A 17,705-nucleotide genomic window follows, 5' to 3' on the forward strand; every position below is an offset into this window, starting at 1 on the left:
TGATGATAATTTGGCAACATTATGTATACGCTTTATGAGCGTTGTTTGTCATGCATATCGGAAAAGCGTGTTTTTTATGCGTATGCATTACGATTTGGCAGCTGAATGCATAAAAAAATATGGAAATATGCTTAAATGAGAACCCTCAAAACCTTCAAAACTCTCAGTAGATCTCACAATAGAAAGTCTAAGGGCTTTGAAGGTTTATAAACAGAGTCAAAACAAGACTGTTTTGGTTTTACGCTCTTGTGAAAAAGGCAAATGGATTCATTGTTTTTCACCACTCTTATTCAATGCCGGGTTCCATTCATAACGTGCGCTTGGTCGCCTACCCGTATAGCTATTGGCTATCGAGATTTCACGAATGCGGTTTGTATCGCATAAAAGCTTTATAGCCTGCCAAACTGCTTCATGCTCTGTTAAGTTTGCCCAGCCTCGTTGATGAATATCACGTAAAGTAAAAATAGGCGGTAAATCTGCTCGCCGTTTTACAATCAGTTTTGCCCCCTCTTCTGCCAATATATAACCCGCTGCATAAAGCCGCTTCGCATGGCTTAACAGATATTCTGACCATCCCAGCGCCATTATGAGCGTATCCTTATTAATCTCAGAACGTCCACCTGTCACCAATTCACAAATCAATGCAAGAGTTGCAACGGTTTTCGGCATTTTCAAAATATAGGATTCTAGAGAAGTGGAATTTTTGCCATTTCTTATTTCTCGATGAATCTTTTCCATCCATTCGCAAAACAATTCCTGTGCCTCTGCTGAAAAACGCATGATCAATGGATGTTCAGATGAACCAAAAGGATTATCATGAAAGGAACGGAAAATAGTTTCATAGGCTATGCGTGCTTCCTGATTAGGGTGTCTATCAACCCATTGCCAATCTTTGGGTTCATCTGGCCAAACAATCATTTGAAAGCGCTGGATCAAACCATCATCACTTTTACCAGACAAAGCACTTTGAATGAGAGGAATAATCCGTGAAGGTTGAATACCTCCAATTATAGATAAAGTTGAGTTCTTGATATGAATGGTACCACGACCTATACGATCATAAATAAATGGCTTATCACCATCAAAAGCTTCCAGATAAAAAGCACGATCTGATTGATATTCGTCTCTCTCCATTTTTGATAAAAAGCCCGACAATTCATCACGAATGAGCAATAATCCACGCGGATTTTCATTGAATAATTCACCAAGCTTTTCAACAGTCGCATCATTCACAATCAAACGCGGTATTGAGGCTTCATGTTGATCACCATGATCTATATCTGCCAGAATTCTTCGAGCATCTTCACGATTACCATCCTTAAACGCTTTACTAGCCTCTTTTTGTCTTTTCTTTCTGTCCATATCGCTAAGAACCGCATCAATCTCATCCTGCTCTTTCTGTTGTTCCCAATTTTTATACTGATCATTTTGAAGTGTATAAATAGGCTCAAGTGCAGAGTTCATAGCAGGAGACTTCATTGCAGAAGGGCGCCCAATAATGGCTCCCCAAAGATTGGGTACAATCGTCCAATCATCCTGTTGTTTTGGTGCTACCCGCACAGTATTGCCAATGATGGCAGCCACACCACATAAAGCGGAAACAGCTACAAAATCAACAGGTGATTGCTGGCGTTCTGAAATGTCATAAACACAATCGCATAATACAGGTGGTAACATTTCAGGGCAAAAAGCTTGCACAGGCAACAGTCTCATTTTGATCGGTTGAATCTTCCCCCAACCATTTGCTTGAAGAGCTTCTTCATAAGGTATAGCCTTTAAACAACTATTGTTATCATTCTGGCTCATGCAGCACCCCTTTGAGATAATAACACGTCATTAAAATCTTGCCCTTGTGGAGCTTCCATCATAAACACCGAAAAGCCCTGCTGATGCGCACGTGCTGCCAGAGTAAAGCCTGCCTTGCGTCCTGCTGTGTCACCATCCATAGCGATGGTAAGGCGTGCTTGTGTATCTGGTAAATTCAACTTCATCATCCCACTGGTGGAAAGAGCTGCCCATAGATCAATGGGTTCTTCTGGTAACAAACCAGAAATGAGCGAAAGGCCGGTTTCTATGCCCTCACAAATCACATAATGCTGTTTGTTGCCTTGGCTTAAATGCACCGCACCACCCATCACAGATCCTAGCATTGCTTTTACAGGTGTTATATCGGCTTTAGCACCATCACCCCGTAAATAGGTTCTGTGAATGGCAAAAAAATTACCCCCCTCGACAAGTGCTACTAGCGCGGGGTGGCAATCCCTTGAGGGGTGGGGACATGCTTCATGAAAACGTAAACTCGTTGGTAAAACACAACGAATACCACGCATACGCAAATAGGTTTCTGCAAGGCTATTCTTGATTGGCTTGGCTTGTTTCCAGATAGCTTTTGCTTTATCTGCATTCTTCTTTGCCTTAGAACATGAAAGCTGTTTAAAGTTCTTCTCTATAAAAAAGCATTCTTGATTGTAATCTGCATTATCAAAAAATGCATGTTTTGTGATGTGTCCCATTGCTTCTAATGCATTTACGATCTCTGCAAATTCACAACCAGCATGACAATACAGCAATAAACGCCCATCATATCCATAGCTAATTGATAAGCTGGGGCGTTGGTCATCGTGCGCTGGACAACAGGCAAGGCCAGTATGGCCATTCCATGTGCCACGCAATGTATAGGTTATCCTTTGAGCATTGTTATAATAATATGACATTTTATCTCCATGACGTTGCGTCACAGGACGGATTTTGCTATGCTCTGATTGTAAAACTTGAGAAAGCCTTGTCCGTCCATGCGTGACAGGGTTTTTCTTATAGAGTCTCAGACGCATGGCGTTGGGCTTTGGCTTTTTCAATAACAGCGATGATTTCAGATCTTGGCCAGCGTGATAATGCGCCAATTTTTAAGGGTCTAGGCACTGTTCCATCAGCAACACGTCGCCAAAATGTTGGGACACTAATCTGAAGGATCTGCGCACTTTCACGAAAAGTTAAAAGAGGATCATGAATAATCATGTTTTTTCCTTTCTACATGATATTATTAAAATTTCTCTGATTAAGAGATCATGAGCAATCATGTTTTGCTCTTACATCTCTGTTGAGAACAATTAAAAGATGATGGAAAAAAACAGGAAATAATAGAGAGGGAAGTTCAAAAAACTTCCGCTTATCCCTTCTCATTTTTATGCCTAAATGACCACAACGAAACAAAGTGATAACTGCATGAAAAAATATTTTTATTGAAAAAACAATAGCTTAAAATATGGGGTAGGTTATATGTTTCCTCCCTTAGAATAGTATATCATCGTCCCCAAAATTATTTGAAACAGTAGAATTGTAACTCTCTTTTTTGTCCTCTAAAATGAAATTTTGGTTCTCGTCTTTTTGAGAGGAGGAATTTCCAGTAAAATGAGATAAATCTCCGGGAGTTTTGGGGGTATTTCCAGGAGTTGGAGCAGCACCTCCCTTAGGATTCCAATTGGCAACACTTGCTAATTCCCCGATTGCCTTTGTTTTGGGCTTACCATTCTTATCTAAGAGATCATATTGAGCAGCATTACGAGTCAACCAGCTTTCGAGTGTTTTTTTAACGGTCTTACCTCTTTCAGCCTCAATTACTGCTTCCCATGCAGCAACAACCGCGGCTAACTTTGGAGCATAACGCAGATGATTTGGATCTAGAAACGCATATCCTTGATCTTTAGTTTCACGAACATCAAGCTCTGAGAAGAAAAATTGAGATGATATATCATTCCAGCGAAGCCAACCTTCTAAATCGCGAACACCAACAGATGAATCAGATAATTTGTGAACATATTGCTGATAATCCCAGTCATCTTTTTTCCATTCCCATTTCACTGTTAATATATTTTCTTTTCCTGCATTAACTATAGAATTGTACATTGCCCGAAATTGACCTATTTTCGATAATGATAACTGAACACCATCCATATCACAGATAAGACTATTTGCTGGATTTTCTAACTCAGAAAACTGATATCTTGCTGGATTTATTCCAACTACCAACGCAGCTGCCTGCCATAATGTAAAGAAAGGAGAAGCCCTCCACCATTCCATATCCTCATCAATCTCCATGCACATTTCCTTTCTTTATTTGTAAAATTTGACTATTGGCACCGGTAACATGCAGTGCCCATCTCTCCATTAAAACACGACGCTGTTCGATAAAATCTGTGCGACGATAAGCACGTTCAACCTTACCACCAACAACATGCCCTAGAATGGTTTCTGCTACGTCATAAGGAGCATCTGTTGCTTCTGCTAACCAATCACGTAAACTAGAACGGAATCCATGGGGGCGTGCTTCAAGTTCAGCGCATTCCATATGTTTTGACATGGACATATCGGAAATAACTCCACGTCTAACACTTGGAAACAAAAAACCATTACGAGAAAGAGAACGAGCTTGTTCAATAACTTTCATGGCTTCGCCAGATAACGGCACGCGAAAATCTGCCGTAGCATCACGCCTGCCTTTCATAGATTCGCTAGAGATTGTCCAAATATGACCATCAATTTGATCTTCATGAATATGACGCAAAGGATTAGAACGAACACCTGTTAAAATAAGAAGGCGTAAAGCCAAATGCGTTATTGTTGTTTCTTCGAGTGTTGCGTAAAAAGCTGGAACATCACGCCAATCCATTGCCGGTATGTTTTGAGCTTTATGACGCTGTTTCCCAAGTAAAGCACGTGCTTTATCCGGTGCTTGTAGATCAACATCCAATCCAAGTGCAGCGGCATGTTTCAAGCAAATATTCAAGCGGTTCATAGCCTTACGAGCTGTATCAGCTTTTGTATGCCAAATTGGGGCTAATGTATCGCGTATATCTGTTTGATTAATCTCTGAAACAGGAACTTTGCCTAGCTTAGGTAAAATATGCAATTGCAAAGCTGTAAACCAACGCCCTGCTTTACCCTCGCCCTTTAATTCAGCTTTACGGCTTTCAAAGGCATCGAAAGCAATATCTTTCAATAAATGAAGATTACGCGCAGCCTCACATTTGAGCTTTTCGCGTTCTTTAATGGGATCACGACCTTCTCTGATAACAGCACGCCATTGTTCAACTAATCCACGTACTTGCTTCAAGGATACATCTTTGCAGGCGCCCAATCCCATTTCTCTGCACCGTCCATGAATGGTATAACGCAAGATCCATTGCGCACCGCCATCCTCACGCTTGTAAAGCCACAAGCCAGCTCCGTCATTATATTTACCAACTTCAAGCGTTGCTACGGCTCTTGCACTTAAAAGCTCCATCGTTTGCATGCCCAATCCACACTAAAAACGCTACTGTTTAATCCCCTCTTCCAATCCACCTTTTGGCGTGCGATTGAGTGATTTTTGATGATTTGCAGTAGTAATGCATGAAATGATAAAATCATGCAATATCAAATCGTTTGATACAGCATGAAAATTTACGATTTACACTGAAAAATCAATAAGTTATCTTTTAATTGTGCCGATATACGACTTATGCAAAAAATAGTGAAAAGCATTTTGATCTATACGACCATAGAGAATGCATAGAAACATTATGAATAGGCGGATCAATTCATCGAGTTTGAAACACGCTTATAAATACACAAGAATATATGAAGAAACATTAAAGTATGACGCACTGCATCCCAAAATCAGAGACACTATGACTGTGCATTTTTGCTTAATATATTTTATTATTTTGCCTTAAATATGACTCAATTCGCCTTACATGTGACCTGAATTTGTTCATAATTATTAGGTGTTGAGCTAATGTGTATTGAATGCGAAATGAAACCCCTCTTTGATGAGGATGGTTATCATTCTGTAAAAAAATATAGTTTGAAATTATTTTTATTCTTGTTCATCCTTTTAATCCAAACCAAAATTCTTTATGCGGATCCTGTTTCTCCAAAGCTTCCTGATACACCCATTGATAAGTCTGTACGTGTTAAGGTTCATACCGGATATGAGTATTGCTACGCTCCCGCATTTGTAGATGGTGAAAGCTATATTTACATTGACAATTGCTCTTCTCCCAACGTTTTAGCCGCCAGATATGATGTTTTTCAGAGGGTCGCTTGGAAACGTGATGGTGTTTGGTTATGTATGACTGCTCCTAATTCTGTTACGGGGATTGACGGAAAAGCAACAGAGAATTGGGATTATATTTTACTAAGGCCGTGCGTCATCAATGATGCAAATCAGCGTTGGATCATTAAAAACAGTGCTTTTTATACAGCTGATGGGAAATTCCGCGTGAAGGATTATAAGTGGTATGCTTATATTTCAAAAACCGAAGGAGATTACTACAATCATACCCTCAGTTCCGCAATGGATGCTTGGAGTAAAACGATTGCTGCTCCTGGTACTATTAGTCTCAAAACGTCTTTAGGCTGGAAGTTCGCAAGTCGCTTTAAGTTCGATATGTATTATATTGCGGACATGGAACCTCAATCAGATGTTATTGATCTTTACTACAATCCAGAAAATGGACATATTGCTAGATATACTGCCGCCGCTGGATTTTTGCATTGCATGGTTTCCCAACAATCCTCTTCAGATAATTGGAATTGGGTAAAATGGGACTATTGTGAAGACACTGTTGCCAACAAAAAGGATAACTATTACTGGGATATCTCTGCTTTAAATGGGCGAGATGGACCAATTTTGGATCATCAAGGTAATTTTTTAAGAGTAACCCGTTATGGTGCTAATTGGGGAGCTCCCTATACAGCCAAACCTAATTTTCTGAAAGAAGATAACAACCTTTCTCCGACATCAGAATTTGTGTTATCTTATGACATTCAACGGTGGAATCGTTATGTCTATAGAAATTTAGAGAACTCGCTTGCTTATTGTCCAGCTCCCGGCAACAAAAAAACTATCGTTACTCAGCCTAAAAGAAGAGCAAAGCGAACTTTGCCACCTGCTTTTGTGTTGGATGAAGAGTGGTTTAGACGGCTTCATAACATTGCTATCTCCGTAGATGATCCCTTAGCTTTCACAGGAATATGCGGTGTCTGCCTTTTGCATACTTATCAGATGATTGCTGAGCTGCAGCAATATCATTCCGTAGGCCCTCTTACACGTGGAGGATATTTCTTTAATACAGCGCCTAATACGAATCCAATGCTTTCATTTCGTGCAAGATACCCTGCACTTTACGATTTTATACAAAATGTTCCTCGAGTGCAAGGGTTTCGTTTACATCCAAGAGAAACGGATAATGAGGTTCAATTTAGAGTAGTGTCATCAATGACACAATTTATTCTATCGCGTTATAATTGGAGAGCATCAAATATAGCCATGGGTCTTAGGGGCGCAGCAGAATCCGTCAGACAACTTTTAACTGCACCTCCCGGAAGCATGTGGATTGCTTTTGTGATGTATGGTCACCCAGATGGGACTAGGACAGGACATGCAATGCCCATGATTCGAGGTCAGAATGGAATCATGGTTATACCAACAAATGTTGGTAGAATAAGTTATTCTGATTTTGTCACGCGAGCTTCAGAAAATACAATACTCGGAGCTATTATGAATCAAATTGCTCGGCGTAATACCATTATTTTCTTTGCAACATTGCAGCTAATAGGTGAAGAGCAAAATCCTCTTAATGTTGCCATGTCACAAAGCAACTGTACTGGAGATGGAGACGATAGAAGAGGAAACAGACAATGGCCAAGAAGTGCTACAGTGAATCAGTGTGCAAGCGGGCGATGTTCTTTTTAAAGAAATGGAAAGATCTATATATTTTTAAAATAGGTTTTTATATATAAAATCACTTTTCCAATATGTTTTGCAATATTTTCGTATTCGCTATAGTGGTTCAGCATTTGATATATTTTTATCACACTTAAAAAGTATAGGGAGACGAAAGATAAAAAAAGCAATTTTGTTCATAGTTTTATGAATTAGGACAAGCTAGCTCGCTTTTTTAAAAGGATACGATAAAAAATTGTTGCTCAAATTAAATCTTAATAACGAAGAGCAATGGTCTGATTATTTGTACACTCAGGACATGAGAGAAACAAAGCCCACGTGGCTGGGCAATTCTTAAAGAGAACAGAACTGTACACCAACCACCGTTGCTAACTTATGTGCCTGCCCAATGAGATGTTTGCAAATAATCCGCGCACTATGTTATCTTGAAACATTGATATTTTCTATTGTGTATTTGTTAAAATGAAAATTAATCCAGCAGCAATCAACAAGGGCAAGATAAATGATATAAAAAGCCGTTGTTAATTGAAAGAGACGATCACAACGCAGTTCACGCATTTTATCATCATTAACGTCTCTTAATGCTTTAATCAAAAAATTTTTACGATTCTGCAACCTCTCTCTTTGAGATGATACTATAAAATACGATAAGCTGTTTTTTCTGCGTCTTTTTTCCCAATTTAGACGCAGAACAACGCAAGCAAAATACCGTTATATATCATCTTTTTCCCTTTTTAATCATTAAATATACACTATTTACAGTTCGTAGAGTACCAATCACATTTCCTTTGAATGAATGAGAGGAGCAGATTTTTTAATCGTGATTGCTATAAAGGACGCAATCAGAATTTTCAAAGAATCGCCAATCATAAAACCTAATGAAGCGGTTAAAGCCGTTAGTAAAGGAATCTGAGCAATATAAGACATCCACGGTATTCCAAAAAGATATACAATCCCAATACCACCCACAGCATTAACGACAATAAACATCATAAAATTGATCTGACGCCAAAACATCTCAACCATAAAGCCAATAAAAAATGCAGCAAAAGGAAAACCAATTAAATAACCACCACCAGCTCCTAAAAAAACACCTATGCCTCCACGCCCACCAGCCAATAAAGGCAACCCAATAGCAACAAGCAAAAGAAAAAGTACAGATGCTAAAGCCCCTCTTTTTGCTCCAACGATAGATCCTGCTAACATAGGCCCCATAGACTGAGCGGTAATCGGAACTCCTAGAAAAAAAGGAAGAGAAATAGGAGGGAACACCCCTAAAACCGCATAAAGAGCAGCAAATAAAGCAATATAAACCAAATCTTTTGTATTCATAAAATCATTCCTTCAAAACGGCTTTATTATCATCGTGCAATGTTTCATCAGCAGCATCTGTGTCATAGGAGCGTGCATCTAATGCCTCAGCGATCTCTGAAGCCATCCCTATCATTCGTATAATTAAGGGTACTGCAAGAGCTGCAATGTTCGTATCAAAACCGCGTGCTCGTTGTGCTTCACGCACTTCATTAAATTTTTCACTGACAACAGGAATAAATCTAATCGCCATAGATAAAACGATACTCAATTTTGATGAGTTTATCCCAAAGCGCCAAAAAGGTCGAAATCCCGCTTCAATTGAAGCTACCATATCTGAAACCTTTGTTGTTAATGAAATAAGGGATGCGAGTAAAACAAGAATGATAAAACGCAATACGACTAAAAAGCCTGTAATATAACTATCACAAACAGCTTGAACGACAAATATAAATATTAAAAATAACCCCATCCCTTTAAGCTGTCGCAGGATAGTTTTAAAAGGAACCTTAGCTATCTCGTACAATAAAGCCACTAATAATGAAAATAGCAGAAGAATAAGTATCGATTGAACCATAAAAATAATGGTTCCAAATACAATAAGAATGAACAGCTTAATTCCGGGTCTAAGCTTATGAATAAGCGTATCCTGAGGGAAATATAAGCCAATCATAACATTCTGCTGACATATTCCTTAATCGCAACCGATGGCACATCATCAACAACTATTTCCCCCCTATCAAAAACCAGCACCCTATCAAACTCTTTTAGAAATTCCAAGTCATGTGATACAATAATCACAGTTTGTGGTAATTCTTCTATAGCTTCTGTAATCCGGCGTTTATTTCGCAAATCAAGCAAAGTTGTCGGCTCATCAAAAATAATGTAATCTGGCCTCATTGCTACCACGCCAGAAATTGCAATCAACTGTTTCTGTCCACCGCTTAATAAATGAACTGCATGATTTCTAAAGGCCTGTAGATCATAACGCTGTAAAATTTCATCCACACGTTCCTTGATTTCCTCCTTACTCAATTTTAAGTTTTTGAGACCAAAAGATAAATCTTCTTCCACCAATGGTAATACAATTTGATTATCAGGATTTTGAAAAACAAAGCCAACTTTACGCTTTACTGCTTTTGCATCACGCTTTGTGTCAAGCCCATCAACGCTCACAAAACCACTTGATGGAAGTTGTAGCCCATTGATAAGACGAACAAATGTGCTTTTTCCAGATCCATTCGCACCAATAACTGCAATCCGTCTTTCAGTTATTTGTATAGTAATATCTCTTAAAACACATAAATCACCAAAAACTTGTGTTACCCTGTCAAATTTTATTCCTCTCAAAATTCTGCCCAACTAACCTCTTTATTGTCTGACTTCTCAAAGCTATTTCTTAAGCCTATACCCCAAAAACAAAAGCAGACACCATATAGGAATAATAACAACTGCTAAACTCATATCAGGCATCTGCGCAGGAATGTACGATCCAATTGAAGTCATGTCAATTCCTATCATATCAAACATCTGAACCATTAATCCATTTTGTCCAAAACCACTGATAAACATAATACAAAACAATAATGCAAGAAAGAATAAGCAAATATAATTCGCATAAGGATATAAACCGAATGCATAAATAAACGAACCTTCTTTGTTTTTATATGCTTTTCTAAACTTCAAATGAACCACAATAATAATAGCCCAAGTAATCGTTGCTGCTACAGTCGCAAGAGACATGATACGCATAAAACTATGGTCTGGGATAAGAACATTAATAACGATAATAGACGCGGTACATACCGATGAAAAAAGAACCGCAATATAAGGAATACGGGCAGAATTAAGTTTGCTAAAAATATGTGGTGCATTTTTTTGTATAGCTAAATTATAAAGCATCCGACCATTAGAATAAATGCCACTATTGTAAACTGAAATAGCAGCCATAATCACTACAAAATTCAAAATGTGGCCAGCTGCAGGAATTCCTATAGTTTCAAAAATAGTAACAAAAGGGCTACCATCTTTTCCAATCATATCCCACGGACTTATCATCATAATAACGCTGATAGATCCAATATAAAAAATGACCAGTCTCCACATTATTTTACGAATTGCAGTCGGAATTGCTTGTTGTGGATTAGATGCTTCTCCAGCAGTAATACTAATAAGCTCTGTTCCACCAAAAGAAAACATCAAAATAGCAGTAGCAAAAACAACTCCCACTGCTCCATAAGGGAAAAAACCACCATGATTCCAAAGATGGGAAATGCTTGCTTGGCTACCATTCACCCCAGTTACAATGAGAAAAATCCCAAAAACAATCATACCCACGATAGCAACTACTTTGATCAAAGACAAACAAAATTCAAATTCTCCAAAAAAACGTACATCAATCAGATTAACCCCTGTAATCAACAAAAGAACAACTAAGGATGACTTCCAATGATCAATAAGAATCCAATGATCAAGGTAGAATCCAATCACTGTAAGCTCTGCCATACTCACAAGAATATAAAGAAACCAATAATTCCAACCCGTTATAAAACCAGCCAAACGTCCCCAATATTTATAAGCAAAGAAACTAAAAGAGCCTGAAGTCGGTTCTTCTGCTGACATTTCACCAAGCATTCGCATAATAAAATATGTAATAATTCCTCCGAAAAAATACGCTAGAATAGTTGAAGGGCCAGCTAATCGAATGGCCTCTGCTGAGCCATAAAAAAGACCCGTTCCAATAACGCCTCCCAAAGCGATCATTTGAACATGACGATCTTGAAGACTGCGCTTCAAATCATTGTGTTTTATCTCAGGCATTATTCCTCGCTACTCTTGCTTACTCAACTTCAGTCTTTTTAAAAAACAATCATGATGTTTAGACTCTGTTTTGCAAAAAAACAGAAAATGCATGTTAATTTATTTTTTCCACCATAATGGAACCATCTGTTCTTTGTATATGTTACATAAATACTCTGTAAAAATAATAAGAAGACAATATGCTCCATGCTCCGTCCTGTATTTAAATTAATGACATTTGTTTCAGTTACGCTGACATTTATGACATCAGTTATTGACGGTGCGCGCTCTATCGTTGCATCATATTTGATTGTAACACCCTTAAATCAAATATTAGCAAATATCTTTCAGTCAGATATCTATAGCATCAATCATTTTATACACAATCTGGTGCCATCTTTCCTGTCCTCAATTTGCATTACTCTCGCTTATTTACCAGCGTGGTCTATCTTTGGTGCTTTAGCAGTAGCATTTTACACTTTAAGTTATGAACAAAAAAAACCCTTTCATAAGATCTCGTATCAAGAAGAACAATACGTTTGATATTGAAGTGTTTTTTCTGAAATTTACTCTGTATCTATATATCCAACTATACTCCTTAAAAGGCTTTAGATAAAATCTATTTTAAAAATAAAAGTGCCTTTTTGAATACATGCACCACCCTCATGATCCCTATAGACTTTTATGATAATACGAAACCTATTCTAAACGATTTAAATAGGATTGACCTTCCAATCCTACTTACTGAAACAATCTCTACAGAAAAAACAGAATAGGCTGAAATGGCAAAATTGTTTACGTTGCCCAACCGTTTTTAAAAATTCCTTCTGTCTTTATTGAACACCACGATTAGAAAACGCACTAAAAACACAACATTAATATCTATATAAAATTGAAATTTTATAAAACAATGATTACGATATAAACATTAAAATAATGAGTAAAATACCTTTCAAATCGTATTAAACAAACACAACTAAATTGTGGTAAAAAACATCAAATATCTTTATTAGCTAAAGTGAAGGTGCAACTGAATTGTCAGAGAAACTTCGCTCTTCCAAATCCGCAAAGCGCTTCATCAGAACATTAAATTTTTGAGACAGCGCATCGAAACCTTTCCATTGATCAGTTACCACACAAGAGAGTTCTTCAAGAAGCTTTTCTTGATGAGCTAACTTCATTTCTAATTCTGTCAGCCGACTTTCATCCACCATGACTCTTACTCCATTTTAAATAGAAAAACGCGTTCAATTTCATAAAAAACTCTCCGTATCTCTCATTTTTCTATAGGAAATAAGAGACACTCTTCCATCAAATGATGATCATTATAGACTCACCTTTATGTATAAAGGCTGAATTTATTTTTTTCATTCCCAAAATGACTTGTCAAATAAATTTCTCTTCCTTTCTTAGAAATTGTAGCTGTTTTTAAAAGTGCACTTTCCTTACACGCTTTTAAAATCGGAGTGAATATAAATTGATGAAGAATTTTGCTAGCATTTTATAACATCAAAATAAAAAATATTGGTTTTCTTTTAATCTCCATCATAATCCATTATCCTATCTCAATAACCAATGAATCTTATGAATTATTAAAAAATTGCATACTTGCTTTTACATATACTTTTGGCTATTACCCTCAAGCGAACTTTTGTTTGATTAATATATAAATCTGTGCCGCATTAGCTCAGTTGGTAGAGCACATCATTCGTAATGATGGGGTCGCTGGTTCGAATCCGGCATGCGGCACCATGAAATCTTAAAATAAAGTGTAATCAGTAGTTTGTGTATTTTGATTATTTTAAAATCTATCTGCCAATTTACTTTTTGTAGGATGATGAAAACAGCTATATATGTCATAATGCCGCAAGAATATACCGTCATTTGTTCGGATAAATTGTTTTATTTCATCACATCTATTTTGGAGATTCTGTTGCTAACAATTTCTTATGCTTCTTTTCTGCAAAAGCTATTTACAAGCCCAAAGCATAAAAATCTTGTTTTGTCTCTTTAGTTATGAACCTTTACCCCCCTCAGAGCTCCTAATTGTAAGAGCTTTTGAGAGTTTTAATGTTGAAGATTATTATTTCAGATTTTTGCGAAATAACTTCATTCATAATATCTCGTTGAATCAAGAATATCACGTTTCAATGGCTCATCTATCCATCAGTCTATTTTTCATTTTGATATAAACTTACTCATAGATACTACAATATACGTCTCGTTCCAGATAGTTATCTGACTTTCTGAACCACAACGTTAAAATCTTTACCGATATTGTTATGGATGTTACAGGCTGTATTTTTGATGAAAAATACAATTTATTATAATTGCCTCCGCAGATAATTTCTTAAATAGCATGGTATTAGAACACATGAATAGAATTTATAGCTTCAAACCTCTATAAACTGTACTCAAGAATGGCTCAATTGTTTAGCACTAAGTTTATTCATTTTATAATAAGATCTTTAGAAGCTATCTTCTTAAATTAATTCTGATATTTTTTTTATAAATTCAAATTTTATATTGTATTCATTTTTCTTTGTCAGAAAATCTTTTTTTCCTGAAACCCTAGAGTGTTCGCATTTTCAATTAAATTGCGCTCCGTACTACGGTCAATACCATCAGGCACATTTGCATGAACTTCGAGCCTAATTGTTATATCTGCGCTCGATTTATATCTTAAAACGTCTATAATTCCTTCACTTATTTTGTAAACATCACGCACTAAGAAAGCAGAAGAAATAAAAACTGTGCCAGAAAAATTTGTAGGCAAAACATCTTCTTCTATCTTTATTGAAACATCATTTTCTGGAATTGTCTCACCTAGAAACGTCATCGCAGACTTAATGCGGCCATTGGTTGCTGATAGATCATATCGTTCCTGAGGAGAGAACATCGCTTTGAAGTGTTTTTCTGCAATGTCTTTTCGAACTAAGACACTACTCTTATCAAGCGTAATGGCAACGTTACTTGTGTTTTCAAACAATAAGCCATGATATTGACCCGTTGTTTCATCAAAATAATCAGCATAGGCAAACGATCCAGAAACCTTTTGTGATAGAGCATCTCTGACAGTTTCTATCAAAACCTCATCGCTACTTAATCGCGGCAAATAGGGATAACGATTTAAATACTGCCATAAATCTTTTAAGAGAATATGCTGTTTCTTATCCCAAATGTAGCGTTCAAGAAAACGGTTAAGTCTGTTGCCCACGAGCTTAGAATATAACCCTTCATCAGCCACAAGCTTTTTTCCTGCTGCTTCAAAGAGATTGTTTTGAACTGCAATACGATTGATACTTAACTCAATTGCTGCTTCAGGATTTTTTTGAAATGGATTAATGAGATAGCACCATGCCTCTCTAATTGAGGCTTTAACTCTATCCGTCGCTTCATTCACTCTACTCTTTGCTAATGTTTCAGCACTCTGTTTTAAATCAAGCCTATCTTTATCGCGTATTATTCCTTGCCATGCTAACATAAAACGTATAGCGTTTTTAATAGACTGCAACCCTTTGTAATCCGCGGCTAAAAATACTAATGTATTCTTATATTTGCGTGGTATAGCACCATGCATTTCTAGCATAGAATATGCTTCACGCTTCGCTTCTGACTGGGTGCTATTCATGCGATGTGCATGAGACGGTCCTAAAACAACCATGCGCACACCACCTAAATCATCAGGAATTTCAGCAGAATGATTGGGAGCAATTTGAACAGATCGAAAATTAAAACAATTGGGAATGCTTTTAATATAGACTATAAGCTCTGTATTAAGGTGAGAAATAACAAGAGCTTCTTCGATTTGCTCTGCTCTCTCTGCTGCCATATGGTTCAAACTGGGATCCGTTGAATACCAATAACGCCCGTTATCACCATGCATATATTTCGCTTGATTAACAAGACGACGTAATGCATCTTTAAAAAGATTGAGATTTTCACCAGGTTGAATGACACCAAGATTAATTTGTTTATCATCTAAACCGTGATTTTGATATCCCGTGCTTGGGGCTGTTGCCATAAATACAGCATGTGCAATACGCTGTGTAGCAGAATATTTATAGAGATTAGGCGCCTGTTGATCGATTTTAAAAGGTGTAGAATCTGCGCCATATACATCAGTTGCAATGATCGATTGCCAGTTTACGTCGAGATAACGACACAGTTCAGATTCAACACGCAGCGATCCAACCGCAATATTTCCAGGCATAATCATTGCTGAGCAATCACCACTCGTCCATAATTCATGAATAATTTGCGCCATAAGGCGCAAAACACCACGGATACGCTGAAATCTTTCCGATGCCACCCAGCTTGTGTACAGCTGATTAAAAAGCTCTGGATGGATTGGATAGGCTTTAGCCAGTTTTCGCCTATAATCCACTCTTTCAACTTCCTGAGGAAAATTATTCTTATTGCTCTGATAAAATTGAACAAATTGTTTGATTGTATTCTCTTTATGATGTGCTTTATTGCTTGAAATATCTTGAAACAGACGGTTACGAACAATCTCATAGTCTTCTTCTTGAGTTGCAGGTCGCCAACATGTCTCAATTCGTGAAAATGTTTGTTTTAGGCAACGCAATGCTTCTTGCCCACCTTCACCACCCACCTCAATTTCTGCAACAGGCAAAGAAGCAACAAGCACCGTTCGTGAACAGTTTTTAACAGCTTCAGTTAAGGATTGAACGAAGGTTAGATTTGCGTCAAAATTACCTGAAAGTAAATTATTTATTTTATAAATTTGACGCAGATAAGCGATCCATTCATCAATAAGAATAAGTGCTGGTGAATGGCGGTTAAATAAATCCGTAAGCAAATCGGAACCTGGAGCAATACCGGTTTTTTCATTGTCTGCAACCATGGCAAAAGCTTCTTCACCACCAAGTTGCCAAGCTATTTCTCCCCAAGTGGTATATATGTTAACGCCATTTTTGGGTGAAAACGGATTTTGCGGCGCACGTTTTGTTCCCACAATAATTGCGCGATTTATCTTTGAGGGCAACTCTATGTTATTCTGTTGTAAAAGCTGATATAAATTAGCCAATCTGCTGGCAAGTTCAGAACTAGCCATATGATAAAGTGCCAGCATGGAATGCGTTTTTCCACCACCAAAATTGGTCTGTAATTCAACAACTGGATCACCTCCAATGCCAGAAAGCCTTTTCGCTGCATTAAGAAGGAGTGTTTTCAGCCCTTCTGTTAAATATGTACGACTGAAAAAATCAATAGGATTACAATATTCAGATGAAGCAGTTCCATTATGAACAGCAGATAAATCAGCTGCAAATTCTGCTTGTTGAAATTCACCTGTAGCCACATCACTATAAGGCTCTACAACTTCACGCCAAGGCAAAAGGCCAGCTGGCATTTCTATATTGAGTTCAAGTTTTTGAGTTTTGTGTCGCTCTTCATTGCGAACTAATTCTGTTTGTTTTATGCGCACAATTTCATTGCGTGCCTTAAGAATCTGAACTGCTTCATCACCTGCTGAAATTACATCCATCAAGCAAAACATACTATCAAGCACGCACTCGGCATCATCATAACTAAACGCTTCATCACGAGCTACTTTATTGCAGACAACAATAAGCTCATGGATAATAGAGCGATGTTCTTTTCCTAAAACTGTTTTAAAAACATCGCCCCAAAAACGATCCATAACTTGTAAGAGAGACTGGTTATCCCAATTTATCTTGCCATTTAAACCTCGTTGCACATTAGGCATTTTTTCCAAAACTTTAAGTGGCCAATCGGTTTTAAAAGCACTTCTCAATCTTTTTTCTATAAAAGGTTTTAAAGTATTGAGCGAAATTTCCAGTACCTCCAAGACCGTCCCACGCACACTTTTGGACACGATTCTTAT

At 37.5% G+C, this 17,705-nt stretch carries 12 protein-coding genes and 1 tRNA gene; 2 read left to right on the plus strand and 11 right to left on the minus strand.

Translation table 11 applies throughout. The features are described from left to right. Window positions 1-267: 267 nt before the first annotated feature. The 5 genes from NPX98_RS00205 to NPX98_RS00225 form a co-directional block, all read right to left on the minus strand. Entirely contained in the window at window positions 268-1,806 is a 1,539-nt protein-coding gene (locus tag NPX98_RS00205; RefSeq protein WP_269021935.1) for a YfjI family protein, read from the minus strand. Beyond that, window positions 1,803-2,714, minus strand: coding sequence for a DUF7146 domain-containing protein (locus NPX98_RS00210; RefSeq protein ID WP_269022409.1), 912 nt, complete (start codon window positions 2,712-2,714; stop codon window positions 1,803-1,805). Before NPX98_RS00210 ends, NPX98_RS00205 begins: the two co-directional genes overlap by 4 nt. Window positions 2,715-2,811: 97 nt before the next feature. Next, entirely contained in the window at window positions 2,812-3,015 is a 204-nt protein-coding gene (locus NPX98_RS00215; protein ID WP_269021936.1) for a helix-turn-helix transcriptional regulator, read from the minus strand. Between the two features lie 273 nt (window positions 3,016-3,288). Next, window positions 3,289-4,095, minus strand: a complete 807-nt coding sequence (locus NPX98_RS00220) for a hypothetical protein (RefSeq protein WP_269021937.1) — start codon at window positions 4,093-4,095, stop codon at window positions 3,289-3,291. Continuing rightward, window positions 4,085-5,290, minus strand: coding sequence for a tyrosine-type recombinase/integrase (locus NPX98_RS00225; protein WP_269021938.1), 1,206 nt, complete (start codon window positions 5,288-5,290; stop codon window positions 4,085-4,087). The genes NPX98_RS00220 and NPX98_RS00225 overlap by 11 nt, the downstream gene beginning before the upstream one ends. Before the next feature lie 483 nt (window positions 5,291-5,773). Here NPX98_RS00225 and NPX98_RS00230 point away from each other — a divergent pair, with 483 nt between their 5' ends. Beyond that, window positions 5,774-7,735, plus strand: coding sequence for a DUF1561 family protein (locus NPX98_RS00230; RefSeq protein WP_269021939.1), 1,962 nt, complete (start codon window positions 5,774-5,776; stop codon window positions 7,733-7,735). A 768-nt stretch (window positions 7,736-8,503) separates the two neighbouring features. Here NPX98_RS00230 and NPX98_RS00235 read toward each other — a convergent pair. The 5 genes from NPX98_RS00235 to NPX98_RS00260 all read right to left on the minus strand — a co-directional run bounded on the left by NPX98_RS00235 (window position 8,504) and on the right by NPX98_RS00260 (window position 13,050). Next, window positions 8,504-9,058: a biotin transporter BioY gene (locus NPX98_RS00235; protein WP_269021940.1), complete on the minus strand. Its 555-nt coding sequence runs from the start codon at window positions 9,056-9,058 to the stop codon at window positions 8,504-8,506. A 4-nt stretch (window positions 9,059-9,062) separates the two neighbouring features. Next, the gene (locus NPX98_RS00240) at window positions 9,063-9,710 is read right to left on the minus strand and encodes an energy-coupling factor transporter transmembrane component T family protein (protein ID WP_269021941.1); all 648 of its coding nucleotides are present in this window, start codon (window positions 9,708-9,710) and stop codon (window positions 9,063-9,065) included. Next, window positions 9,707-10,387 carry an energy-coupling factor ABC transporter ATP-binding protein gene (locus NPX98_RS00245; protein ID WP_269021943.1) on the minus strand — a complete coding sequence of 227 codons (681 nt, stop codon included), beginning with the start codon at window positions 10,385-10,387 and terminating at the stop codon, window positions 9,707-9,709. Before NPX98_RS00245 ends, NPX98_RS00240 begins: the two co-directional genes overlap by 4 nt. 42 nt (window positions 10,388-10,429) lie before the next feature. Further along, complete coding sequence (locus NPX98_RS00250; protein WP_269021944.1) at window positions 10,430-11,857, minus strand: amino acid permease; 1,428 nt, start codon at window positions 11,855-11,857, stop codon at window positions 10,430-10,432. A gap of 992 nt (window positions 11,858-12,849) precedes the next feature. Next, window positions 12,850-13,050: a SlyX family protein gene (locus NPX98_RS00260; protein WP_269021946.1), complete on the minus strand. Its 201-nt coding sequence runs from the start codon at window positions 13,048-13,050 to the stop codon at window positions 12,850-12,852. 462 nt (window positions 13,051-13,512) lie between these two features. Here NPX98_RS00260 and NPX98_RS00265 point away from each other — a divergent pair. Then, window positions 13,513-13,588: transfer RNA gene (locus NPX98_RS00265), tRNA-Thr, on the plus strand. A gap of 793 nt (window positions 13,589-14,381) precedes the next feature. Here the strand turns inward: NPX98_RS00265 and NPX98_RS00270 are convergent. Beyond that, the gene (locus tag NPX98_RS00270) at window positions 14,382-17,696 is read right to left on the minus strand and encodes a DUF499 domain-containing protein (RefSeq protein ID WP_269021947.1); all 3,315 of its coding nucleotides are present in this window, start codon (window positions 17,694-17,696) and stop codon (window positions 14,382-14,384) included. Window positions 17,697-17,705: the final 9 nt, after the last annotated feature.

Origin of the sequence: Bartonella sp. A05, assembly GCF_026930145.1 — a bacterium.
In the GTDB taxonomy this organism is placed as follows: domain Bacteria; phylum Pseudomonadota; class Alphaproteobacteria; order Rhizobiales; family Rhizobiaceae; genus Bartonella.

Excerpts from the sequence above, each read along its gene's own strand:
- NPX98_RS00220 (WP_269021937.1), bottom strand. The coding sequence starts at position 4,095 with ATGGAGATTGATGAGGATATGGAATGGTGGAGGGCTTCTCCTTTCTTT.
- NPX98_RS00240 (WP_269021941.1), bottom strand. The coding sequence starts at position 9,710 with ATGATTGGCTTATATTTCCCTCAGGATACGCTTATTCATAAGCTTAGA.
- NPX98_RS00250 (WP_269021944.1), bottom strand. The coding sequence starts at position 11,857 with ATGCCTGAGATAAAACACAATGATTTGAAGCGCAGTCTTCAAGATCGT.
- NPX98_RS00230 (WP_269021939.1), top strand. The coding sequence starts at position 5,774 with ATGTGTATTGAATGCGAAATGAAACCCCTCTTTGATGAGGATGGTTAT.
- NPX98_RS00210 (WP_269022409.1), bottom strand. The coding sequence starts at position 2,714 with ATGTCATATTATTATAACAATGCTCAAAGGATAACCTATACATTGCGT.
- NPX98_RS00225 (WP_269021938.1), bottom strand. The coding sequence starts at position 5,290 with ATGCAAACGATGGAGCTTTTAAGTGCAAGAGCCGTAGCAACGCTTGAA.
- NPX98_RS00235 (WP_269021940.1), bottom strand. The coding sequence starts at position 9,058 with ATGAATACAAAAGATTTGGTTTATATTGCTTTATTTGCTGCTCTTTAT.
- NPX98_RS00205 (WP_269021935.1), bottom strand. The coding sequence starts at position 1,806 with ATGAGCCAGAATGATAACAATAGTTGTTTAAAGGCTATACCTTATGAA.
- NPX98_RS00260 (WP_269021946.1), bottom strand. The coding sequence starts at position 13,050 with ATGGTGGATGAAAGTCGGCTGACAGAATTAGAAATGAAGTTAGCTCAT.
- NPX98_RS00215 (WP_269021936.1), bottom strand. The coding sequence starts at position 3,015 with ATGATTATTCATGATCCTCTTTTAACTTTTCGTGAAAGTGCGCAGATC.